The sequence below is a fragment of the Lentzea flaviverrucosa genome (assembly GCF_003350445.1).
Classification (GTDB): Bacteria; Actinomycetota; Actinomycetes; order Mycobacteriales; family Pseudonocardiaceae; genus Lentzea; species Lentzea californiensis.
Genome location: NZ_QQAU01000003.1, coordinates 122819 through 145261, shown reverse-complemented (window position 1 = coordinate 145261; position 22443 = coordinate 122819). Strand labels below are relative to the sequence as shown.

The following is a 22443-nucleotide window of genomic DNA, read 5'->3' as shown; positions in this document are numbered from 1 at the left end:
ACACGTGACGCGGCTGGAAGGTGAACGGCAGAAGGCACGGTAACAACGCACTGGCCTGCCGCGATGGCCTGGAATGAAGCGTGTGTTCGAAGTCGTGGGAAGAGTGTTCCTGCTCGCGCCTGGCGCCGCGCTCGCTGTGCTCTTCCTCATGGAGGACACCGTCGCCGCGGTCAGCGGCCCGGCTCTGCTGGCCGACGTGGCATGCGCGTTGCTGGCGGTCCTGAGCTGTGCCGGGTTCGTGCTCGGCTCGATCTGGACGCGCGTCACCCCCTACGCCGCGGCCGCTTCGCTGTCGCTCGCGTCCGCGGTGGGGCTGCAGGCGTTCTCGTCATTGGACCTGGAGCTGCCGGTGGTCGCTATCGCGGGCGCCGCTCTCGTGTTCGGCGGCATTCTGCTCTGGAGGAGCTTCCCGCAGTGGCGGCTCGTCATCCCGAAGGCGAGCAAGGGCACCGCCGCGGTCGCGGTGCTCGCCGTCGGTCCCGTCTTCGCGTTCTGGCAGAGCACGTCCTACCTGCCGTCGCAGAACGCGGTCAGCGTGACCTCCCAGCTCAACGCCGCCCTCGTGACCGCCGTCGACAACTCCAGGCACTGGCGCGTCACCGTCACGATGAAGAACTCCTCCCAGGTCCGCGCGGAGATCCTCCAGACCGCGCTCTACCTCTGCGAGAGCGACAGCGAACTCCCCGAACCCGAAGCACGCGACTGCCCGAGGGTCGTTCCGATCGGTCGTGGCTGGGTGGATCCCGGTGCGCAGTTCGAGCACTCCCGCTCGGTGCCGTACACGAAACCCCTGCTGCGCCTGCACTTCCGCGCTCACTACGCCCGCGGCGACCGGCTGCGCACCCCGCTCGCCGAACGTCGTGTCGCCACCGAGGCAGAACGCGGCGACTGTCACCGCGCCTGGGTCACGGACGTCAAGGAACAGTCGCGTTTGCGCGCGCTGGTGCTGCAGCCTCGGTACGTCCTCGACCGGGAGACCCAGGAAGGCGGTCTGAACCACACCATCGTGTCCCGCAAGAACCTCGTGTGCGGGGCGGCGCGCGACGACGACGTCTACGAGTACTACACCGTCACCGAACAGAACGAGCGGTGGGCAGGCTGGGCGACGGCTCCGGAGAAACCCTGACCGGACGGCATTCCCCCATCATCTTCGACATCGCCGGCCTGGGCGGGGCTCCGGGCGTGACGAGCCGACGGGCTCTCGGTTCAGACCGGCTGTCTGCGCTGGGAACGAAGTAAGTGCTTCCAGGAAGCCAGAGCGGACAACGACATCGCGAGGACGGCGACGAGCAGCAGCATCACCGCAGGGCTCAGCGCCGCCAAGGGCGCCCGTTCGACGTAGGGCAGCGACTCCGCGAGCACCAGGCCCCACTCCGGGGCGGGCGGCTGGGCTCCGAGGCCGAGGAACCCCAGTGAGGCCAACGCCAGTGCGATGCCGGGCAGCCGGAGGACGGCGTTGCGGGCGACGGGACCGGCGACGGCCGGGAGCACGTGGCGGAGCTCGATGCGGGACGGTGACGCGCCGAGCGCGCGGTGGGCGTTCACGTAGGTGGCCGCACGCGTTTGTTCCACCAGTGCGGCGGCGTGCGCGGCGAGGGCGGGCCACGAGACCAGGGCGACGGCCAGCGAGGCGCCGAACGTGCCGGGGCCCAGCACCGCGGCGACGAGGATGCCGGCGATCACGGGCGGCACCGCGTTCGCCGCCTCCGCGGTGCCGCGGGCGATGTTCGGCAGGAAGCCGACGGCCAGGGCGACCACGTACGAACAGGCGCAGACCGCGGCGGCGACGCCGATCGTCGACGGTGCGCCGTGCGCGATCCGTGCCAGGACGTCACGACCGAGGCCGTCCGTGCCCAGCGGATGTGCCCAGGTCGGCGACGCCAGCCGGGCCGCGGCGTTGATCCGCAGAGGGTCCCGCAGCAGACCCCATCCGATCACCGACGCCATCAGCGCGGTGGCCCCCAGCGCAATGGCGACGTGCAGTCTGTTCGGCACCCACCGCGAATGCGGGGGCAACGACAGCGCGGCGTCCCGCAGCGCGGGACCCAGCATCCGCCGGCGGATTGCGGCGACGACCGAGCCGGTCAGCAGGCCGAGCAGCAGAAGCGCGAGCACGCATCCCTGCAGCATCGGCACGTCCTGCGCTCGGGCCGCTCCCAACGCCGCGCGTCCGATGCCGGGTACCGCGAAGACCGCTTCCACCGCCACGGCGCCACCGGTCAGGCCGACCACCGCCAAGCCCGCTTGAGGCAGCAACGGCGGCAGGGCACGGCGGAGGGCTCCTCGGACGAGAACCGAGCGGGTACAGCCCCACGACCTCCAGACCGCCACCCACGGTTCCTGGAAGACCGCCGGAAGCGCGTCGTTGAGCAGCGTGCCCAGCACGGCGCCCCCGGGAATGCCGAGTGCGAGCGCAGGCAGCACGAGGTGGAGCGGACCGTCCCAGCCGTACGGTGGGAACCAGCCCAGCCACACCGACAGTGACACCAGCAGCACCGCGGCGAGCAGGAACTCCGGCAGCGCGGCCAGTGCGGCGCCCGCACCTCCGGTCGTGGCGGTCGCGTCGCCACGAGCGCCTCGCACCAGGGTCGGCAGGCACAGGGCCGAGGCCACCACGAGGACGACGACCAGTGCCGCGCTCATCAGCGTCACGGAGACTCCGAGACCGGACAGGACGCTCGGCAGCACCTCGGCGCCGTTGATCCACGACCGGCCCAGGTCGCCTCGCAGCAGTCCGGACACCCAGCGCGTGAGCACGGTGACAGGACCGGCGTCGAGGCCGAGCTGCCGGCGGACCGCGTCCAGGGCCTCCCGGGTCGGCTCCTGCTCGGCCGACAACGCCCGCAGGACCGACAACGCCGGATCACGCCCGGACAGCCAGGGCAGGAGGCCGACCACGGCGGTGATCAGCGCGAGCGCGGCGAACCGGGAAGCCAGGACGCGCAACGACTCCGTCATCACTTCACGTGCGTGGCGGAGGTGATGAGCGCGCGTTCGCGCGGGTCCTTCACCGAGTCGGCGACCGACGTGGCGTCGCCCTGGATCACCCGCTCGTGCAGCATCGGGATGGCGGCGTCGGTCCGCAGCACGGCCGCCTCGGCCTCGAGGATCGCCGCACGACGCTGGTCGCCGGCTTCGGCGGCCTCGGCCCTGCGCACGGCCTGGTCGACGTTCTCGTCGCACAGCCGCGCGATGTTGAACGAGCCGCCGCAGGTGAAGTCCGACTTCAGGTAGGCGACGGGGTCACCGGAGTCGAGCACGGTCGCCCTGGACAGGATGAACGCGTCGAACTCGCCGGCCAGCATGTCCTGCTCGATGTGGGCGTACTCGCGCACGACCTGGTCCACCTTGAAGCCGGCGTCCTGGAGTTGCTGCTGCACAAGGGAAGCGACCTCGGGCAGCTCGGCACGGTCGGTGAAGGTCGCCAACGTGATCGTGGCGCCGTTCGCCCGGCCGGCGGCGACGGCGCCGGTCAGCTCCTTCCTGGCCTCGACCGTCCACGGCAGCGCCGGGCCGAGCAGTCCCTTGGCGACGTCGGCGCGGTTCTCGTAGACGGTGCTGACGACCTGGCCGCGGTTGATCGTCTCCCGGACCGCGGCGCGCAGCGCGTGATCGGCGAACGGCCCGGACTTGGTGTTGAGGTACAGCGTGTTGGTGCGAGGCATCGGCACCTCGCTGATGGTCTGCGCGTCGAGCAGCGCGGCCTGGGACACCGGAACCGCTTCGGCGATGTGCGCCTCGCCGCTGCGGATCGCCGCCGCGCGCGCGGTGCCGTCCGGCACGAACGACACGTCGATGCCCGCGGCCTTCGCCTTGTCACCCCAGTAGCCGTCGTAACGGTCGAGGGTGGCGCTGGTGGTGCCGTTGACCTGCACGAGCCGGAACGGCCCGCTGCCGGTGCCCACCGGGGTGGCCTTGCCGTCCGCCGCGTACGCGCTCTCCGCCAGGATGGACAGTTGAGGTGACGACAAACGCTGCGGCAGCAAGGGATCGGGCGTGCCGGTGGTGACGACCAGTTTCTCACCCTGCACGGCCGCGGTCAGCGCGACGCCGTCGAGGATGCGCGGCTTCGGCACCGCCTTCGACGACCTGGTGAGGGTGTTCGCGGCGACCGCGGCCGTCAGCACGCTGCCGTCGTGAAAGCTCACCCCCGGCCGGACGGTGAACTCCCAGGCGGTGTCCGAGGTGCGCCGCCACTCGGTGGCGAGCCCTGGGCGGGCGTCGCCGTTGCCGTCCAGCGTCACCAGCGTCTCCGCGGTGGACCAGCGGGACAGCTTGAACGCGTCGTCGCTGAACGGCGACAGGCCGGAACGCGGCGGCTGCATCATGGCCAGCTTGATCCGGCTCTCTCCGGACGACCCGGCTGTCTGCCCGGCCCCGGCGGCGAAGCACCCGGCGAGGAGGACCGAGACGGCGGACAGTCCGACGGCGGCCAGCGGCGCGCGGAGGTGCATGTGAGCTTCCTGTCGTCATGAGAGCGTTGACACGGCGACGTTAGCTCATGACAATCATTTGCATCTAGCGCACGAGTTGCACGTCACGTGACGGCGCCTGCTGCCGATCAGGTCGGTGGCGACGAGTTCGGTCACACCGTCGTCCCACAACGACGTCAGGCGGAGTTCTCCGCAACAATGAGAAAGACGGCTCGCCGGTGATCTACGGCTCAAGGCCACCGCCACCGGCGGGGCGGTGGCGGTGGCGACGGGGAACCGTGCCATGCAGTGGATCAGACGCAGTTGAGCAGGTCGCTGGTGTTGCCCTGGATGTCAACGTCCCAGATGTAGCCGGCGGTGTAGGCCCACTGCACGCCGTTCTGACCGGCGACCTGAATGCTCAGCACCATCCGGTTGCCGACGTTGTCGGTGGTCCTGCACATCCCGATCACCTGCCGATCGAACCACGCGGTGCCGATCCTGGGTGTGCTCAAGCCGGGGCCTGAGTACATGGCGGCGTCACGCCGCGGGTAGAACCTGTCGTTGAAGTCGCAGGACAGCAGGAGGGTCATGTCGCCGCTGAAGTCGGCCTGCCAGATGTAGCCGGCGGTGTTGGACCACTGCACGCCGTTGCGCCCGGATTTGTTGATGGCCAGCGCCATCACGGCGCCGTTGCTGTCGCGCGCCGTGCAGAGGGCGGCCACCTCGTTGCCCACCCACGCCGTCCCGGATCGGGGAGTGCTGAGGCCGGGAGCCGAGTACAGGCCGGTGTCCCGGATCGGGAACACGGTCCTGCCGATCCCCAGCACACCCGGCTCGGGTGCCGCCGCGGCCTGCGCCGGGACGCCGGTGAGTGCCGCCGCCAGTGCGGTCACCGCGGTCGCGGTCTTCCAGATCCTCATGCGGCCCCCAAGGCTTCGTGGTCGGACGTCGTGATGTCGTCGCGGGTCAACTGGTTCAGCAGTCGGACACCGCGTTGGTCGACCCCACGATGTCGATGTCCGCGACGTAGCCCGTCGTGTTGGCCCACTGGACGCCCGTGCGGCCGGACTCGCCGACGCTCAGCACCATGCGCCGGCCGTTGCTGTCGAGCGTCTTGCAGACCGCGAACAACCGCCCCTGTGCCCAGACCGTGCCGGTCCGCGGCGTGCTCAGACCGGGAGCGGAGTACAGGCCGGTGTCGATCCTCGCCTGGAACGGGGCGAACGCCGTGCAGGTGAGCAGGCTCGTCGGAACCCCGGAGAGGTCGTACGGCCAGAGGAAGCCGGCGGTGTTGGCCCATTGCACACCGTTGCGTCCCGGGCGGTTGGCGCCGAGGACCATCAACTGGCCGTTGCTGTCCTGCTGACGGCAGTACGCGGTCGTGTCGTCTCCGGCCCAGGCCGTGCCGACGCGAGGTGTGCTGAGGCCGGGGGCCGCGTACAGGGTGGTGTCCCGCACCACGGTCACCCGCGTTCCCAGTGCCCCGAACTCGCTCGCCGATGCCGGCAGTCCGGTTCCGGCGATGACGGCCGCGGCCATCACGAGCGCCGCTGTGATCTTCCAGGTCTTCAAGCGAACTCCTTCTGTGGTCGGTTCCGCGGACTGACGCTACCCACGGGAGGTTGGCCGGAACGTTGGCGCGAGGTTGGTCGTCCGTACCGCGCGGAACAGTTGCTTCGGGGCGTTCCTGGGGCAGGATGGGCAATCGGAGTTGCCGGTCTGGGGGGATCGAAGGTGACGGAGTACGACGCTGCGGCACTCAGGGCCGCGCTGCGCGAGCAGCGGAAGAACAGTGGACTGACCCAGAGCGAGCTGGCGCGGCTCAGCGGGGTGTCAGTGCGGACCATTCGCCACATCGAACTGGGCCACGTCGTGCAGCCCCGGCACGAGTCAGTGCGCCGGCTGTTCGCCGTGCTGGGTCCACCCGCGACGAGAACGCTCGCCATCGACTTGCTGGGCCCGCTGGTCGTGCGCAGGGGCGGCGTTCTGCTGATCAGATCACCGCAGCAACGCGCTCTGGTCGGCCTGCTCGCGTTGCAGCCCACAGGGATCGTGTCCCACGCGGAGATCGTGGACGTTCTGTGGGGACACGCGCCGCCCGTGACCCACCGAGAGCTGTTGTACGCGATCGTGTCGCGGCTGCGGCGGCACCTGGGAGACACCGCGATCGAGACACTGAGCTCCGGCTACCGGCTGAACGTCGATCTGGACCAGGTCGACGTGTGCAGGTTCGCCGAGCAGTCCGCCAGGGCCCGCAACGGCGGTGACCTCCGAGCCTTCGTCGACGCGCTCGGCCTGTGGCGCGGCCCGGTGCTCGCGGACCTGCCCGAGGCGTTGCGCCAGCACTCGCGAGCGCTTTCTCTGCAACAGCAGCGAATTGCGACCACCGTGGCGTTCGCGGACCGGGCATTCGCCGACTGCGGGGCCGGTGTCCTGCCGTGGCTCGCCGACCTGGCCGAAAGCGAGCCTTGGCACGAGGAACTGCACGCGCGGCTGATCCTCGTCCTGGCGAGCAACGGCAGGCAGGCCGACGCGATCTTCGCCTACCAGCGGATCCGCGACCGGCTCGACCGCGATCTGGGGCTGCTCCCCGGACCTGCGCTGAAACGCGCACACGAGTCGGTGCTGCGGCAGGAGGCTCCGCTGCTGCGGCCGAAGCGCTGATCGAGGCCGACCCCCACGGCACGGCGTCGCGCTCGCGGTGATCTGCTCGCAGGTCCGGCCGGGCTTCGGCTGCACCACTCACATCGGGCACCGTGGAGGTGGTGGGACCGCCTATCAGGTGGTGCTCACGATGGCGTGCTCGTAGGCGTAGATCACCAGGTGCACGCGGGTGCGCAGGCCGAGTTTGGCGAGCGCACGCGCCACGTGGGTCTTGACCGTGCCCTCACCGACGGTCAGGGCACGGGCGATCTCGGCGTTGCTGAGCCCGCGCGCCACGTGCTTCAGCACCTCCAGTTCGCGTGGGGTGAGCAGGGTCAGCCCGGTCGGTGCGGGCCGGGGCGCGGTCTGCGCGAATCGTCGGATGGCACGGCGGGTGACCTGCGGGTCGATCAGGCCCTGCCCCTTCGACGCCGCGCGCACCGCCTCGACGAGCAGCGCCGGTTCGCTGTCCTTGAGCACGAAGCCCGCCGCGCCCGCCTGAAGCGCGCCGAACAGGTACTCGTCGACGTCGAACGTGGTCAGCGCGACCACGGCGGGCGCGGGGGTGACCGACTCGGTGATCCGGCGGATGGCCGCCACCCCGTCCATCCGCGGCATCCGCAGGTCGAGCACCACCACGTCCAGGCACAGCGACCGGGCCTTGTCGACGGCTTCGGCGCCGTCCACGGCCTCGTCGACCACTTCGATGTCCGGTTCGGCGTCGAGGACCAGGCGCAGTGCCCACCGCGCGGGCTCCTGGTCGTCGGCGATCAGCGTGCGGATCACCGCTCCTCCCCCAGCGGAAGCCGGGCTTCGACGAGCCAGCCGCTGGGCCGGTTCGGCTCGATCCGCAGGGTTCCGCCCAGCAGCCGGGTCCGTTCCCGGATGCCGCGCAGGCCGGAGCCGTCGGCCGTCGGTCCGGGCGTGGTGGAACCGTTGTCCGTCACGGTGATCACGACGGCGTCCGGCGTGTGCTGGAGGTGCAGGTCCACCCTGGTCGCGTCGGAGTGGCGCAGGGCGTTGGTGAGCGCCTCCTGCGCCAGTCGATAACCGGCGTGCTCGACCAGTGGCGGCAGGCCGTCCGGCGGCGGGCCGTCCCTGGTGAGGGTCACGGTGCGGTCCGGGCCGGTCACGTGGTTCACGAGGGCGTCCAGGTCGGTCAGCGTGGTGCCGTGCGTGGGCAGTGCGGCCAGGACGTCGCGGACCTCGGTGAGCGCGGTGGCCGAGATCTCGGCGATCGAGGCCAGCGCCCGGTCTGCGGTGGGCGGCAGGGAGCGGGCGACGTGCCGGACGGCGTTGGCCTGCATCCGGATCACGGTGAGGTGGTGGCCGACCGCGTCGTGCACCTCGCGGGCGATGCGGGCGTGCTCCTCGGCGATCACGCTGCGGGTCTCCTCCCGGTAGAGGCGTTCAGCGTGGTCGGCGCGGTCGCGGTGCCCGCGCAGGGCGTGACCGGCGGCGACCGGCGCGACGCCGAGGAGGAGCAGGTCCGTCCAGGACGCTGCCGTCGGTGAGCGCACTCCGGCCACGGACAGGACGAGGAACCACCCCACGGCCAGAACGAACACCGCAGGCCGGAGACGGTGGTACGCGGCGGAACCGAACGCGGCCATGGCGACCAGGCGCCCGGACCAGTCCGGCACGGCGATGACGATCACGATCACGGCGCATGCGAAGGCCGTGACCAAGGGAAAACGACGGCGCAGCAGCAAAGGGACCGCCACCGAGACCGATGCGGCGAGCATGACGGCCGGACTCGTGGAGCGGTGTTCGACCAGTCCGAGCACCGACACGACGACCACGGCAGCACCGGCGAGCAACGCGTCGCCTCCGATGGTGTCGCGAAGCCGCTCCGGGAACGCCCGCGTGCGCCTCGGGAACGAGCACGGTCCCGCCGGGCGGCCGGTGGAACCGGACACCCGGCGGTCAGCCATCACCCAGTTGTACACGGCCAGCTCAGACGGGCGTGCCGCACCGCGCGTCCGGCGCGGGCAGCTCCCCGGCCAGCAAGTAGCGGTGCACGTGATCGCGGACGCAGGCGTTGCCGTTGAGGTAAAGCCCGTGGTTGCCCTCCACGGGCAGGTACGCGCCTCCGAGCTGAGCGGCGACCCGGCGGCCGTGCTCGGCGGGGGTCAACGGATCGTGCTCGCCGTTCGCCACCAGCACGTTCGGCATCGCGGACAGCGTGGCCGGCGGGTTGAGCCCTTCCCCGGGCACACCCGAGCAGTGCCCGGAAACCCGCCACGGTGCGGCGGCCCAGCCCAGGCGGGGCGCGGCCGTCCGCAACCGGTCCTCCACCTGCTCCACGGCCCGGAAATCGCGCGGGAACGGGAAGTCGGCGCAGAACGCCGTCCGCGCGAGACCGAGGTCGGACGGACCGGGTCGCGGGGTGATCGCCGTCGTGTCGCCGGCCTGCAGCTGCGCGAGTCCGGTGGTCAACGCGGGCCAGCCCCTGTCGTTGCCGATCCGCGCCGCGGCCCACCGGAGGACCGCGGACACCTCCAGGCCGGGCGTGGACAGGACGCGGTCCCACACGGCGATCACGTCCCTGCCGTGCAGTGCGCAACCGGCGTCGGCCGCGCACCACCGCGCCATCCGGTGGAGGTTGCCCTCCGCCGCGACGGCACCGGCCCGAGCCCACTCAGCCGGATCGCGCCGGGTGTGGTCCAGCACGCTGTCCAGGTACATCCGCCCGACCCGATGGCCGAACAGCTCCGCGTACATCTGCCCGTACACCGTGCCGTAGGAGTTGCCGAAGTAGTTGAGCCGGCGCTCGCCCAGCGCACGCCGGACGGCGTCCATGTCGTGCGCGACCTGACGAGCGTTGAGACGCCCCCGGTACGCGCTCATCGCCTCGGCGCAGTCCGACGCGAACCGGCCGTTGGCGGCGGCGTACTCGCTGTGGGCGGACTCGGTCACCGGTGAGGGCAGCGGAACAGGATTCGCGCTCGGACAGGCGACGCCCATGCCACGCGGGTCGAACACCACGACGTCGAACCGCGCCGCGAGGTCGGCGAACTGGTCGCGGTAGCCCGGAAACGCGAAGTTGGCGATGGCCGCCCCCGGGCCACCGGGGTTGAGCAGGAGGACACCGGCCTTCTGCTCCCGAGCCGGGATCTTCAGCAGCGGCAAGGTGATCCGGGTGCCGCCGGCCGGACGGGTCCAGTCGGCGGGAACCAGGACTTCGCCGCACCGCAGCCCGTCATGGCACTCCCGCCACGTCACGCCCTCGGCAGCGGTGGCAGGCGCTGCGCCTCCTGCGAGCACACCGACCGCGGCCACGAGTGTCATCAGCGCTTTCATGCACCGATTCGACCAGCCCGAGCAGGCCGGCGCGTCTGCCTTTCGACAGACATTCCGCTGACCGAGACGCCCGGACCCGGACTCACTGCGCAAGAGCCGGCTCGTCATGTGCGACGGATGGGCGCGCGATTACCGGACAGTTACCACCACGGGCGGACGAATGGGGTCCCCGTGGGTGAGTCGTCCTATCCTCGCCCCATGATCTGCCCGAAATGTCAACACGCCATGCACACCTTCGACCGGGACGGCATTCACCTCGAGCAGTGCGAGAACTGCCGGGGCATCTACCTCGACAACGGTGAGTTGGAGCAGATCCTGCTGTCCTACCGCGCCCACCTGCAGTCTGCCGAGTTCCGTCAGGCTTCCTCTTCCGCGGCGGCCCCGCCGCCCTACCAGCCTGCACCGATGTCGGCACCGCACCACCAGGCGCCGCCGTCCCACAAGAAGAAGGACGACTTCTGGGGCGACGACGACGACTTCTTCGGCGAGAGCAGGGACTCTCGCGGAAAGAAGAAGAAAAAGGACAAGTGGGGATTCCTCGACGACATCTTCGGCTGAGTTCCGTCCTGTGGGGTTCTGATGTCCGACGGGTTCTAGACCGGGATGAACGCGTTCTGCTTGCACTTCAAGAAAGACCAGCGAATCCTCGGCGCGACCGCGTGCCTTGGACCTAGACAACTCCGGAGTTGCAGATGTGCCGAGCCGAGCGACGCAAAGGATCGCACGGGCACCACGTGTGTGTTCGAACTTCTTGCCGCCATCGTGTCGCGACAGTCGTCGCATGAACAGCCGGGCGGCGGGCTACGCGACGATCTTCGTGTCGTGCCTCGCGCAGCTGATCGTCACGGTGGACATGACCGTGCTGTACCTGGCGGTGCCCGAGCTGACCGTTCAGCTCGGCGCTTCCAGCGTGTCGATGCTGTGGATCGTCGACATCTACGGGTTCACGATGGCAGGCCTTCTGGTCACCATGGGCAACCTGGGCGACCGGGTGGGGCGGCGGAGGATGCTGGTGTGCGGTGTCATCGCGTTCGCGGTGGCCTCCGTGCTGACGGCGTATGCGCCGACCGCCGAACTGCTGATCGCCGCGCGGGCTTTGCTGGGCGTGGCAGGAGCGGCGATCTTGCCCGCGACGACGTCCTTGTTGCGTGTCGTCTTCACGACGCAACGGGCTCGCACGGCCGCGGTGGGTGCCAGCGCGGGCGTTTCCGCGGCGGGTTTCGCGGTCGGACCCATCCTCGGCGGGGTTCTGCTGAACCAGTTCTGGTGGGGTTCGGTGTTCCTGGTGAACGTCCCGATCGCCCTGTTGATCCTCGCCGCGGCCAAGTTCATACCGGAGTCCCGCGCGCCGCAACGACTGCCGCTGGACCTCGCCAGCGTGCTGCTGTCCGTGGTCGGCGTGGTCGCGGTGGTCTACACGGTCAAGTCCGTCTTCCACATGGGTCTGTGGCACCCGGACGTGCTGGGCGCGCTGGTCCTGGGGATCATCGCGTTGGGACTGTTCGCGCGGCGCCAGCTGCGGCTGCCCGTTCCGCTGATCGACCTGCGGCTGTTCCGCAGCCGGGAGTTCACCGCGTCCGTGGGATCGAACCTGATCGCGGTGTTCACCTTGTCCGCGTTCGGTTTCATCATCAGCCAGTACTTCCAGCTGGTCCTCGAATGGACGCCGCTGAAGGCGGGATTCGCCTACGTGCCGGGAGCGCTGGCAGCCGTGGTGGCGGGCGGCCTGCTCGCCGCGACCGCGATCAACAGACTCGGCCGCGGGAACGCGGTGGCACTGGGGCTGGTCCTCATCGCGATCGGTTTCGGCATGCTCGGCACCGTCCAGGTGCATTCGCCGTACGGCTTGGTCGTCGTCGCGCAGATCGCGGTCGGTGCGGGCGCGGGGCTCACCCTGACGGTCACCGGTGACACGATCCTCGGCACTGTCCCCCGGGATCGCGCCGGCGCCGCCGCCGCGATCTCGGTGACCGCGTACGAGCTGGGCGGTTCGCTCGGAATCGCCATCGTGGGCAGCGTTCTCTCCGGGATCTACCGAGCGCAGCTCGCCGTACCCCAGGGTGTTCCGCGGGAGGTCGCCGAGCGGGTCCACGAGTCGTTCAGCGCGGCCGTCGCCACCGGTCTGCCGGAGCCGGCCGCCACCGCCGTCCAGACGGCCGCCAACGAGGCGTACCTCAGCGGCATCCGGACGAGCATGATCTTCAGCGCCGCCATCACGGTCCTCCTCGCCCTCGTCGTTTCGAGGTACCTGCGCGGAGTCCCCAAGGTCATCGAGCAGGAGCCGGTGCGCGAACCGGACTCCGCACTCGGCACCTGAGCAGTTCTTCGAGAATCGACAGCAACGGCCACGAAGGAAACCATGCCGAAGGTAGTGATCCCAGGAGAGCGGCGGAAGGCCGTCGGCGACGCCGTGGTTCGGATCATGATCCGAACGGGCGTCGAAGGCGCCTCCCTGCGCAACCTCGCGGGTGAGACCGGACTCTCCGTCGGAGCCATCCGGCACTACTTCGAGAGCCACGAAGAGCTGGTGGCCTTCAGCATGCGCGAGCTCGGCCGGCGCATCAGGCAGCGAGTGGCCACCCGCCTCGGCCGGCTGCCCGCCGACGGTCTCAGCAGCACCGCTCTGGTCGCGGAGCTGCTGGCCGAGCTCCTTCCACTCGACCGGGCGCGCAGGGAGGACATGGGCGCCTGGCTGGCCTTCGCCGGTGCCGCGCGGACGCAGCCTGCGCTCCACGCGGTCGCGGATGAGCACCATGAGCTCACCTGCTGCTTGATCACCAGGATCCTCGAGCAGGCCATCGGCCAGGGCGCAGTGCCCGCGGGGGCGGATCTCGGCATCGAGTGCCTCCGGTTGAGCGCACTGCTCGACGGACTCACCATGCAGGCGGTCCTGCACCCGCAGCGCACGACGCCGGACCTCCTGACGGACGTTCTGCGGCGGAACGTGCAGTCGCTGGCTGAGCGGACCAGCGCTTGAACCAGCCGGCCCCCGCGAACAAAAAGCCGTTGACCACCTGCTCCAGGTGGTCAACGGCGAGGACAGAGCTGAACGCCGGGTCGCGCTGGGGTGGGACGCGGCCCGGCGTTCAGCGTTTCGGCGGGTCATCCAGCCCGGCGACCGGTGAGGTCGAGCCCCAGCCGGTCGAACCACGCCCGCGCCCGTTCGTGCTTCGACGCCCGCTCGGCACGGGGGATCTGCTCGGTGACGACGTCGCGCACGAGCAGGTGCCGGAACCCGTACTCGATCTCGCCGGTCTCGCTGTTGCGGCCCTGACGGCGCAAGAAATCCCGCTGTTCCAGCAACTCCAGCGCCTTGGCGACCTCGAAGGCGTCGCGCTGACCCGTCGCGGCCACCGAGCTGGGTGAGACGAGATCACCGGTGAGTGCGGCGTCCTGCAGAACCGCCTTCACCTCGATCGGCAGCGAGTCGAGCTGGGTGGTCAGCACCCCGCGCACCGAGGACGGCACCGGCAGCGAGATCTCGTTCTGCAGCAAAGGCGTGCACAGGTCCGCGACCATGCCGGCGTACTCGGTGGCGAACAGCGGGTTGCCGCTGGCGCACGACACGAGCACCTGCCACAGTTCGGACGGCAACTCCCGTGCCTGCAGCAGCGAGTCCAGCAGTCGACGAGTTCCGTTGTGGGACAACGGCTCCAGGCTGATCGTGGTGGCGTTGCGCTTGCCGCCGAACCACGAAGGCCGACGCTGCAGCAGCTCCGGTCGCGCGGTCGCGATCACCAGCAACGGCACGGAACCGGCGTTCTCACTCAGCTCCTCCACGAAGTCGAGCACCACGTCGTTCGCCCAGTGCACGTCCTCCAGCAGCACGATCAGCGGTTCGGATTCCGCGACCTCCTCCAGGAACCGCCGCCACGCCGGGAAGTCCGGCCGCACCTCGGTGCCGGGATCATCCAGCCAGGCCAGGCTCGCGTGCAGCCGGTCGGCGAGTTCACCGGCACCGACCAGCCTCACGAGGTCGGCGTGCAGGGTCGGGAAGGAGGAGAACCCGCTCACGACGTCGGCCAACGGCCCGTAGCCGTGGTCGTCGCCGAAAGCCGTCGCGGTGCCGCGGAAAGCTGTCGTGCTCGACGTGGCGAGCTCGTTGACGAGCCGCGTCTTGCCCATGCCCGCCTCGCCGAGCACGGTCACGAAGTGCGGGCGGCGACGCGTGCGGACCTCGTCGAGAAGCCCTTGCAGCACCAGCAACTCGCGCTCGCGTTCCACGAACGGCACGGCGGCCTGCGGGCGGCGGGTCGCACCACGCGGTGACACGCACGAGATCGCCTGCCAGCCTCCCGCCGGGGCGCTGTCGTCCTCCCAGATCACGGAATCGGCGGCGTCACGGGTCGAGTCGCACGCACGCACCGCACCCAGTGGTGCCATCGCCATCAGTTGACGGCACTGGTCGAGCAGGACACCGCTGGCGGTGGGCACGCCCGACGAAGGCAGGCGCACGAGAGCGTTGCCGGTCGCCACCCCGATCTGCACCTCGGCGACGGCGTGCAGCCGGTCGCGGATGGCGACGGAGGCACGCACGGCGCGATCCGCGTCGTCCTCGGCGGTCCTGGGCGCACCGAACAGGGCCAGGAACACGGATCCGACGCTGCCGCCGACGACACCACCCAGCCGGGACACTTCGGCGGAGACGACGGAGGCGACTTCCTGGTGCACCGCGTCGACGTCCTCCGGGTCACCGTCACCGGCCGCGAGACCGAGCTGGGCGGACACCATCACGACGCTCACGAGCTTCCGCTCCGCGGTCGCCAGGTCCGGCGCGTCCACGACGACCGCCGGAGCGACGGGCTCCACGGCGGTGGGCCGCGTGATCGCGACCGGCGCACGCACCGGAGCGGGGTCCTGACCGACGGCGAGCAGGTGCCTGCGTTGCACCGACGACGGAAGATCCAGCGTGGGCATGTGGTCGAGGATCGCGCGCTCGAGCTCCTGCAGCTCGCGACCTGGTTCGAGTCCGAGCTCCGCCACCAGCGCCGCCCGCGTGCGGCGGTAGACGCTCAGCGCGTCCACCTGCCGGCCGCACCGGTACAGCGCGAGCATCAGCTGGCCTCCCAGCCGTTCGCGGTACGGCTCCAGCTCGATCAGCGACTCGAGCTCTCCGATGATCTCGCCGTGCCTGCCGCAGGCGAGCTCCGCCTCGAAGCAGTCCTCCTGCACCGCCAGCTTCCAGTCCTTGATGGCGGTCAGCTCCGGCCAGTTGATCCCGGTCTCGGCGAGGTCCGCGAGCACCGGTCCGCGCCACAGGCCCAGTGCGCCGCGGAGCACCTTCGCGGCCGCGGGCCAGTTGCCCGCGGCGAGCTCACCCCTCCCCTGTTCGGCCAGCTGCTGGAAGCGCGACAGGTCGAGGGAGTTCTGGTCCACGCGCAGCAGGTACCCCGGCGCGTGGGTCAGCAGCATCGGCGCTCCGTCGGGGCCACCGCCGTGCGACGCGAGAACGCCCCGCAGCCCCGAGACGGCGTTCTGGAGCATCTTGCGCGCCGTGGGCGGGACGTCCCGCGGCCACAACGCGTGCAGCAACTTGCTCGTCGCCACCACCCGGTTGGCCTGCAACAGCAGGAATCCCAGAGCCGCACGCTGTTTGACGCCGCCCAGAGGCACGGGTAAGTCGCCGTCGAGAACTTCCAGTGAGCCCAGCAGGTGGAATCGCATGGTTCTGGCCTCCATCATGGTTGTCCGGACGCGGAGGACAGGTCAGCCCCAGGGGGTGTCGCCGCACCCCGAAGCGTCTCCGTCGAACGAGTGGCCAGAAGCCGGGATGGACCGTCCCCACGGGGTGTCGGTGGATGTGACCGATCCCCAGGGCGTGTCTCCGTCGGAGGCGATGTGAGTCCACCGGGCGGCGCACCCGGCGCCATCACCCCGCCGGGCGTCGTCGGCCTGCGCGCTGCCGGCGAGGAAGGTCATCGCCAGTACCGCCGGGACGGCGGAGAGAACCAGGGCGACTGCGGTCGCTTTGCGGAACATGTCGGTCTCCTATTAGCTGATCGGGTCTCGGCCCGAGTTGTGGTGCAGCACCTCCTGGCGGCGCTTGAGAACGAAGTTAGAAGTGCCGCCCATCGTCGTTCTATCGTGCGTGCCCATCGCGTATCAATTGGCCGTGATGAGGGTGGTCAGCAAGCCGATGAGACACTCGAATAACTGACCCACCAGTCAATGCGCTGCCGATACACACCGTCGGCCTCAATCCGGAGAATGCGTTGCAGCACATGCAACGACCGGAAACGTTTACGATTCGAGCGAGCACCTCGTGCCGCGCGATCCAGCGACGATGAGACGCTCAGGCCACCTGGCGCTACGCCGCACAATTACCACGAAGCCGACCTCGGTGGTGACGAGTTTTGGATAGGTGCACACAAGTTAATATGAGGTGACATGTAGAAGATGATCATGTCCAAGTGAGATGCACGCCGAGAGCGGGCGCATTCTGGTGGATCGCGTATTGATACACAAGAAGATCTTGACAGCTTTCGCGTACCTGGTTAACTTCGTACAGGTCACATGCTGGATGCGAGGATCACTCACAGCAGGTTCACCCCCTGGAGGACCCTCGCGGGAATATCTGCGCGACATCGACTGTCCTGATCAGAAGAAGGCCAAGCGACCGACGTATTGTAGATAAAGGCACGAGGGGTCGCCGACCATGAGCCTCGCCTCTGACGAGGGACTGATCTTCAAGCTACTGGGCACGATCGAGGTAGTCGGCTCAATAGAGCAGATATCGATGCCACCGCGACGTCAGAGGACCGTCCTGAGCGCATTGCTGCTCGAAGCCAATCGCGTCGTCGGCATGGACCAGCTGATCGACGCCGTGTGGGAGCACACCCCGCCGTCGACCGCGCGAGCACAGATCCAGATCTGCGTGTCCGCGCTCCGGCGGGAGTTCAAGAGTGCCGGTGTCGACGCCCAGATCGAGACCCGCCAACCGGGCTACCTGCTGCGAGTCGCCGCAGACAAGATCGACGTCTTCCTGTTCGAACGCCGCGTCGCCATCTCCGACCTCGCCGTGCGCCAGGGCCGCCCGGAAGAGGCTGCGACGGTTCTGCGCTCGGCATTGGCCCTGTGGCGCGGACCGGCACTCAGCGGGGCCGGTGCCACGTTGCAGAACAAAGCACTGCGACTCGACGAGAAACGCCTGTCCGCGCTGGAGAACTGCGTCGAAATCGAATTGTCGCTCGGCCGCCACCACGCCCTCGTCGACGAATTGCAGAGCATGGTGACCGAGAACCCGCTGAGAGAACGCCCGCGGGGGCACTTGATGCTCGCGCTCTACCGCTCCGGGCGGCAGTCCGAAGCTCTCGAGGTCTACCGGGCGGGCCGGGACCTGTTCATCGAACGCCTCGGCCTCGAACCGAGCGACCACCTGCGCAGGCTCGAGACGGCGATCCTCACCGACGACAAGGTGCTGCGACTCGACCAGGACGGACCGGCTCTGGCCGCCGCGCACAACGTCGTGTCACCGCACCAGCTCCCGGCCACCACCTCGGACTTCATCGGCCGCCAGGACGTGGTGGCGCGTGCCGAGAACGTGCTGTCCGGCGACCACATGACGATGCACGTGGTGAACATCGCCGGCAAGGCGGGCATCGGCAAGAGCGCTCTCGCCGTCCACGTGGCCCACCGCGTCGCCGCCGACACCTACCCTGACGGTCAGCTCTACTGCGACCTGCGCGGCACCCAGGCCCAACCGGCCACGCCGGCCGAAGTCCTCGGCCGCTTCCTCTCCGCTCTGGGCGCCGCGGGATCGGCATTGCCCGATGGCGTCGACGAACGAGCGGACATGTACCGCAGCATGCTCGCGAACCGGCGCGTGCTGGTCGTCCTGGACGACGCGGGCAGCGAGTCGCAGGTGCACCAGCTGCTTCCGGGCTCGCCGACGTGCGGCGTCATAGTCACGAGCAGGGCCCGCCTGACCGGTCTCGCCGGATCTCATTTGGTCGAGGTCGACTTCATGAACTCCGACGACGCGCGGGAACTGCTGGGGCGCATCATCGGCACGCAACGCCTCGAAAGCGAACCGGTCGCCGCAGAAGCGTTGACAGAGGTCGTGGGAGGGCTCCCACTGGCGCTGCGGATCATCGGCGCGCGCCTCGCCGCCCGCCCGCACTGGTCCCTCGCCTCGATGGTCGGCCGTCTCGCGGACGAACGCCATCGCCTCGACGAACTCGCGCACGGCGACATGGTCGTGCGCGCCAGCCTGTCGCTCACCTACGACGGCCTCGGACCTGACGCGCGCCGGGTGATGCGGCTGATGTCGTTGCTCGAAACCGAAAGCCTGCCCGTCTGGACGGCCACGGCTCTCACCGACGACCCCCGCCACGGTTTCGACCTCGTCGAGCGCCTCGTCGACGCACAGCTGCTGGACGTGGTGGGCAACGACGTCACAGGCCTGCCGCGGTACCGCTTCCACGACCTGATTCGCCTGTACGCCAAAGAGCAGCTCGCCGCACACGAGGCCCCGGCCACGCAACTGGCGTCCGTGGAACGGGTCGCCGGAGGCTGGCTCTCGATGGCCGAACAAGCACACCAACGCCTTTACGGCGGCGACTTCACCCTGCTGCACGGCCAAGGGAGGCGCTGGCAGCCCCACGCGCCGTACGTCGACCAGGTGCTGCAGGATCCGATGGGCTGGCTGGAAAGCGAGCGCGCGAACCTCTGCGCAGCCGTTCTGCAGGCCGCGGACGCGGGCCTGGACGAGCTCTGCTGGGACCTGGCGATGACGCTCGTGACGTTGTTCGAGACCCGCAGTTGCTTCGACGACTGGCAGCACACCCACGAACGCGCCCTGGACGCCGTGCGCGAGGCCGGCAACACGCGCGGCACCGCGGCCCTGCTGTGCTCGCTCGGTTCACTGCACCACAGCCAGCGGCGCATGGACGCCTCCCGCGCCGCTCTGGAGCCCGCGCTGGAACTGTTCACCGAGCTCGGCGACACCCACGGGCTGGCGTTGACGCGCCGCAACCTCGGGCTGCTGGAGTACAACGAAGGACGCCCCGAGGTCTCGCGGCAGATCTTCGAGGAGTCGCTGGCCGGCTTCAAGCGGGTGGGCGACGTCATCGGCCAGGCCCACGTCGTGTCGCACCTCGCGCAGCTGTCGCTCGACCGCGGTGAACACGAACTGGCGTTCAGCCAGCTGGGCGACGCCCTCGGCATGTGCCGGGAGGTCTCCAGTCCGCGAGTCGAAGCCCAGGTGCTGTACCGGCTCGGCGGGGCGATGCTCGCACAGGGGCGGTACGAGCGGGCGCAGCAGCTCATCACGTCGGTGCTCACGATGGTGCAGCGCTCGGGTGACACCGTGGGCGAGAGCTACGCGCTGCACTCACTCGGCCTGATCCACGGCCGCATGCGCATGTTCGCGGAGGCCGGGCGGCTGTTGCGGCGCGCGATTCGGCTGTGCGAGGAGAACCTCGACCGGTTCGGGGCCGCGCGGATCCAGCTCGACCTCGCCCAGCTGGTGTCCCAGCGCGGGGACACGTTCTACGCGATCGCCATCGTGGAGCAGGCGACGACGACGTTCCACGAACTGCGGCTCACGCTGTGGGAGAGCAAGGCGCTGGCCGTGCTGCAGAAGATCACGGCGGAGAACTCGCTGTCGGCCGCGGGCGCGTCGAACGGTGGCACGGCGTAGATCCGCGGAGTCGCCCAATTCTCCGCAAAACAGCGGCCGAGGAAAGCACCGATCAGTTCTGCGGTTACCGCGCAGTGGGCGGGAGGTGGAGTTTCATGCAATATCCTCTTTTGCAATAGTCGTTTGGGAGGAGTTTGATCCGAATGTCGGCAAAATTGTTCGCCCCGGACGTCACTCTCACTTTCGAAGAGCTCGAACAGCGCGCTCTTTCCGCGGCAGACGTGCTGCGCGGCCGAGGACTCGGCCTGGGCGACCGCGTGTTGCTGAAGGTCGACAATTCCGTTTCCTATCTCAGCACGCTTTTGGCGCTGATGCACGTGGGCGCCTCGGTGGTGCTCGTCGACCACCAGCAGAAGTCCGACGACACCGCACAGGCCTGCACTCGGTCATCGGTGAAGATGGTCATCGTCGACGACGACGCCCCCATTTCGGATCACCAGGAGATCGTCCACTGCTACGAGCTCGCGGTCGGCGCCTGTGGCCGTGCACCGGCCGACGCGACGCTGGACTTCTCGGCGTGGTGCGAGCTGCCGGACAGCATCATCATGTGGTCGTCCGGCTCGACCGGCGAACCCAAGGGAGTCGTGAAGAACGGCGCCCGGTTCCTGAAGAACCTGCGGCGGAACGCGGACCTCGTCGGACACCGTTCCGACGACGTCCTGCTCCCCCTGCTGCCGTTCAACCACCAGTACGGCATCTCGATGATCCTCATCGCCTGGCTCGTGCGGTGCTCACTGGTCATCGCCCCGTACCGCCGGCTCGACCGCGCGCTGCGGCTCGCCGGAATGGTGGGCGCGACCGTGGTCGACGCGACACCGGCGACCTACAAGAGCATCCTGAACATCGTGGACAGGCGCGGTGCGTTCGCCGACACCTTCAGCGAAGTCCGCATGCTGTGCAGCGGTGCCGCGCCACTCGACCCGGCCCTGTCCCGGCAGGCGTTCGAGGTGTACGGCCTGCCGTTGCTGGACTCCTACGGCAGCACCGAGATGGGCAACGTCGCGTTCGCGACGCCGGACAACCCGGTCGGCACGGGACGGCCGGTCGACGGCATCTCGGTGCGGATCCGCGGAGAGGACGGCGGGGAACTCCCCGCAGGCCAGATCGGTGAGATCGAGGTGCTCGACCCCGACCTGATGGAGGGGTACCTCGGGCCGGAGGGCACGGTGACGCCGGTAGCGCGAGGGTGGTACGCCACCAACGACTTCGGCTACCTCGACCCCGATGGGAACCTGTTCGTGGCCGGCCGCAAGACGGCCGTGCACCGCAACGGCTACACGTTGCACCCCGAGATCATCGAACACACGCTGGCCGCGCACGGCTGCGTCGCGATGATCGTGGCGTTGCCGTGCGACCGGCGTGGCTCGACGCTCGTGTTCTACGTGGAGGACGAGCAGCAGCGCGATCCGGCCCACTGGCGCGAGCTGATCAACACCGTCCTGCCGAAGTACGAACAGCCGAACCGGGTGAGCGTGCTCGAGCGGTTCCCGTTGAACCGGAACGGAAAGCCGAACCGCAAAGAGCTGGAGCAGCTCGCACTCGCGAAATCCACGTAGCACAGGGCACTGATGCCCCCCCCCCCCGAGCCCAGCGGTACCGAACGACGCCGCTGGGTTTCGGCGTTGTCCGGACAGTCTCTGATCGACCGGCATCGTGAACCGGGCAAAACCCGGGCAAATTCTCACAAGCGTGCGGTATCGGCAGTCACGTCTCATGGGTGTTTCATCAGACCGTGAGCCGAACCGGCAACTTTCGGACCGCCTGGTCGAAGTTGCGTGCAGACCCCTGCCCACGGAACTCGGAGAATCAAGCATGATCAGTTACCACACGCGGAACGCCGGCGACATCGCCGAATCGGCAGAAGAACAGTTCGAGGTTCTCCGCGACGCGTGCGGGTTCGTACCCGCGGATGTCGCCCTGATGGCGGACTCGCCGGCGCTGGTCAACACGTTCTTCTCCGCCTGCGGTCATTTCCGCGACGAGGGGACTTTCGCTCCGGACGAGCAGCAGGTCCTGTTGCTGTCCAACGCGGTCGCGAACCGCAGCGAGTGGGCGGTCGCATTCCACACGATGGAGGCTCTCGCAGAGGGTGTCGAGCCGTCCGCGGTCGAGGCGATCCGCCAGGGCATGCTGCCGAAGAATCGGCGAATGGCTGCGTTGTCCTCGTTCACCCAGTCAGTGATCGAGCTGCGCGGACAGGTGGACGAGGCGGAGGTGGCGGCCTTCCAGGCGGCGGGCTTCACCAGCGCGCAGGTGCTGGAAGTGATCACAGCGGTGGCGATTTCGGCGATGTCGAACTACGTCACCAACATCGCTCGCCCTCCACTGGAGGACGCGGCGGTGCCTCACTCCTGGAACGCCAGGGAGCTGACAGGTTTCTAGGGCGTGTCCCGCAAGTCCGTTCGATGAGAGTCGCGGTCGAGACTTACGGGACACGCCCTA

General features: G+C 69.3%; 17 protein-coding genes. 8 read left to right on the top strand and 9 right to left on the bottom strand.

Annotated elements, in window-relative coordinates:
* Positions 1-94 precede the first annotated feature (94 nt).
* Positions 95-1126: a hypothetical protein gene (locus DFR72_RS10685; protein ID WP_143086581.1), complete on the top strand. Its 1032-nt coding sequence runs from the start codon at positions 95-97 to the stop codon at positions 1124-1126.
* Between the two features lie 80 nt (positions 1127-1206).
* Here DFR72_RS10685 and DFR72_RS10680 read toward each other — a convergent pair whose 3' ends face one another.
* From DFR72_RS10680 to DFR72_RS45440, 4 genes are all read right to left on the bottom strand, one after another.
* Positions 1207-2958, bottom strand: a complete 1752-nt coding sequence (locus DFR72_RS10680; protein ID WP_090062955.1) for an ABC transporter permease subunit — start codon at positions 2956-2958, stop codon at positions 1207-1209.
* A complete protein-coding gene (locus DFR72_RS10675) occupies positions 2958-4454 on the bottom strand; it encodes an ABC transporter substrate-binding protein (protein ID WP_090062957.1) in 1497 nt (498 codons plus the stop codon). The genes DFR72_RS10680 and DFR72_RS10675 overlap by 1 nt, the downstream gene beginning before the upstream one ends.
* 272 nt (positions 4455-4726) lie before the next feature.
* Entirely contained in the window at positions 4727-5335 is a 609-nt protein-coding gene (locus tag DFR72_RS10670) for a hypothetical protein (RefSeq protein WP_090062958.1), read from the bottom strand.
* Between the two features lie 55 nt (positions 5336-5390).
* Entirely contained in the window at positions 5391-5987 is a 597-nt protein-coding gene (locus DFR72_RS45440; RefSeq protein ID WP_170176204.1) for a hypothetical protein, read from the bottom strand.
* A gap of 162 nt (positions 5988-6149) precedes the next feature.
* Between DFR72_RS45440 and DFR72_RS10660 the strand changes: the two genes are divergently transcribed.
* Entirely contained in the window at positions 6150-7079 is a 930-nt protein-coding gene (locus tag DFR72_RS10660) for a BTAD domain-containing putative transcriptional regulator (RefSeq protein ID WP_170176203.1), read from the top strand.
* Positions 7080-7193: 114 nt separating this feature from the next.
* Here the strand turns inward: DFR72_RS10660 and DFR72_RS10655 are convergent, their stop codons facing one another.
* From DFR72_RS10655 to DFR72_RS10645, 3 genes are read right to left on the bottom strand one after another with little or no spacing between them, the layout of a single operon-like run.
* A complete protein-coding gene (locus tag DFR72_RS10655) occupies positions 7194-7844 on the bottom strand; it encodes a response regulator (RefSeq protein ID WP_090062963.1) in 651 nt (216 codons plus the stop codon).
* Positions 7841-8992: a sensor histidine kinase gene (locus tag DFR72_RS10650; protein ID WP_143086582.1), complete on the bottom strand. Its 1152-nt coding sequence runs from the start codon at positions 8990-8992 to the stop codon at positions 7841-7843. The genes DFR72_RS10655 and DFR72_RS10650 overlap by 4 nt, the downstream gene beginning before the upstream one ends.
* A gap of 22 nt (positions 8993-9014) precedes the next feature.
* A complete protein-coding gene (locus DFR72_RS10645) occupies positions 9015-10361 on the bottom strand; it encodes an alpha/beta fold hydrolase (RefSeq protein WP_090062966.1) in 1347 nt (448 codons plus the stop codon).
* Positions 10362-10586: 225 nt separating this feature from the next.
* Here DFR72_RS10645 and DFR72_RS10640 point away from each other — a divergent pair, with 225 nt between their 5' ends.
* The 3 genes from DFR72_RS10640 (at position 10587) to DFR72_RS10630 (ending at position 13338) form a co-directional block, all read left to right on the top strand.
* Entirely contained in the window at positions 10587-10919 is a 333-nt protein-coding gene (locus DFR72_RS10640) for a TFIIB-type zinc ribbon-containing protein (protein WP_245982767.1), read from the top strand.
* Positions 10920-11142: 223 nt separating this feature from the next.
* Complete coding sequence (locus DFR72_RS10635; RefSeq protein ID WP_090062970.1) at positions 11143-12678, top strand: MFS transporter; 1536 nt, start codon at positions 11143-11145, stop codon at positions 12676-12678.
* Positions 12679-12720: 42 nt separating this feature from the next.
* A complete protein-coding gene (locus DFR72_RS10630; RefSeq protein ID WP_090062971.1) occupies positions 12721-13338 on the top strand; it encodes a TetR/AcrR family transcriptional regulator in 618 nt (205 codons plus the stop codon).
* 125 nt (positions 13339-13463) lie between these two features.
* On the opposite strand, the gene DFR72_RS10625 is transcribed toward DFR72_RS10630, so the two are convergent.
* Together DFR72_RS10625 and DFR72_RS10620 are read right to left on the bottom strand one after the other, a co-directional pair.
* A complete protein-coding gene (locus tag DFR72_RS10625; protein WP_090062973.1) occupies positions 13464-16025 on the bottom strand; it encodes an ATP-binding protein in 2562 nt (853 codons plus the stop codon).
* Between the two features lie 42 nt (positions 16026-16067).
* Positions 16068-16340 carry a hypothetical protein gene (locus DFR72_RS10620; protein ID WP_090062974.1) on the bottom strand — a complete coding sequence of 91 codons (273 nt, stop codon included), beginning with the start codon at positions 16338-16340 and terminating at the stop codon, positions 16068-16070.
* Positions 16341-17097: 757 nt separating this feature from the next.
* On the opposite strand from DFR72_RS10620, the gene DFR72_RS10615 reads away from it, so the two are divergent.
* The 3 genes from DFR72_RS10615 to DFR72_RS10605 all read left to right on the top strand — a co-directional run bounded on the left by DFR72_RS10615 (position 17098) and on the right by DFR72_RS10605 (position 22383).
* On the top strand, positions 17098-20001 hold the full coding sequence (locus DFR72_RS10615) for an AfsR/SARP family transcriptional regulator (protein ID WP_245982764.1): 2904 nt from the start codon (positions 17098-17100) through the stop codon (positions 19999-20001).
* A 143-nt stretch (positions 20002-20144) separates the two neighbouring features.
* A complete protein-coding gene (locus DFR72_RS10610; protein ID WP_090062977.1) occupies positions 20145-21557 on the top strand; it encodes a class I adenylate-forming enzyme family protein in 1413 nt (470 codons plus the stop codon).
* Positions 21558-21690: 133 nt separating this feature from the next.
* Positions 21691-22383: a carboxymuconolactone decarboxylase family protein gene (locus tag DFR72_RS10605; protein WP_245982762.1), complete on the top strand. Its 693-nt coding sequence runs from the start codon at positions 21691-21693 to the stop codon at positions 22381-22383.
* Positions 22384-22443: the final 60 nt, after the last annotated feature.

Coding starts and splice junctions, on each gene's coding strand:
- DFR72_RS10680 (WP_090062955.1), bottom strand. CDS start 2,958: ATGACGGAGTCGTTGCGCGTCCTGGCTTCCCGGTTCGCCGCGCTCGCG.
- DFR72_RS10675 (WP_090062957.1), bottom strand. CDS start 4,454: ATGCACCTCCGCGCGCCGCTGGCCGCCGTCGGACTGTCCGCCGTCTCG.
- DFR72_RS10670 (WP_090062958.1), bottom strand. CDS start 5,335: ATGAGGATCTGGAAGACCGCGACCGCGGTGACCGCACTGGCGGCGGCA.
- DFR72_RS10650 (WP_143086582.1), bottom strand. CDS start 8,992: ATGGCTGACCGCCGGGTGTCCGGTTCCACCGGCCGCCCGGCGGGACCG.
- DFR72_RS10645 (WP_090062966.1), bottom strand. CDS start 10,361: ATGAAAGCGCTGATGACACTCGTGGCCGCGGTCGGTGTGCTCGCAGGA.
- DFR72_RS10640 (WP_245982767.1), top strand. CDS start 10,587: ATGCACACCTTCGACCGGGACGGCATTCACCTCGAGCAGTGCGAGAAC.
- DFR72_RS10635 (WP_090062970.1), top strand. CDS start 11,143: ATGAACAGCCGGGCGGCGGGCTACGCGACGATCTTCGTGTCGTGCCTC.
- DFR72_RS10630 (WP_090062971.1), top strand. CDS start 12,721: ATGCCGAAGGTAGTGATCCCAGGAGAGCGGCGGAAGGCCGTCGGCGAC.
- DFR72_RS10625 (WP_090062973.1), bottom strand. CDS start 16,025: ATGCGATTCCACCTGCTGGGCTCACTGGAAGTTCTCGACGGCGACTTA.
- DFR72_RS10620 (WP_090062974.1), bottom strand. CDS start 16,340: ATGTTCCGCAAAGCGACCGCAGTCGCCCTGGTTCTCTCCGCCGTCCCG.
- DFR72_RS10615 (WP_245982764.1), top strand. CDS start 17,098: ATGCCACCGCGACGTCAGAGGACCGTCCTGAGCGCATTGCTGCTCGAA.
- DFR72_RS10610 (WP_090062977.1), top strand. CDS start 20,145: ATGTCGGCAAAATTGTTCGCCCCGGACGTCACTCTCACTTTCGAAGAG.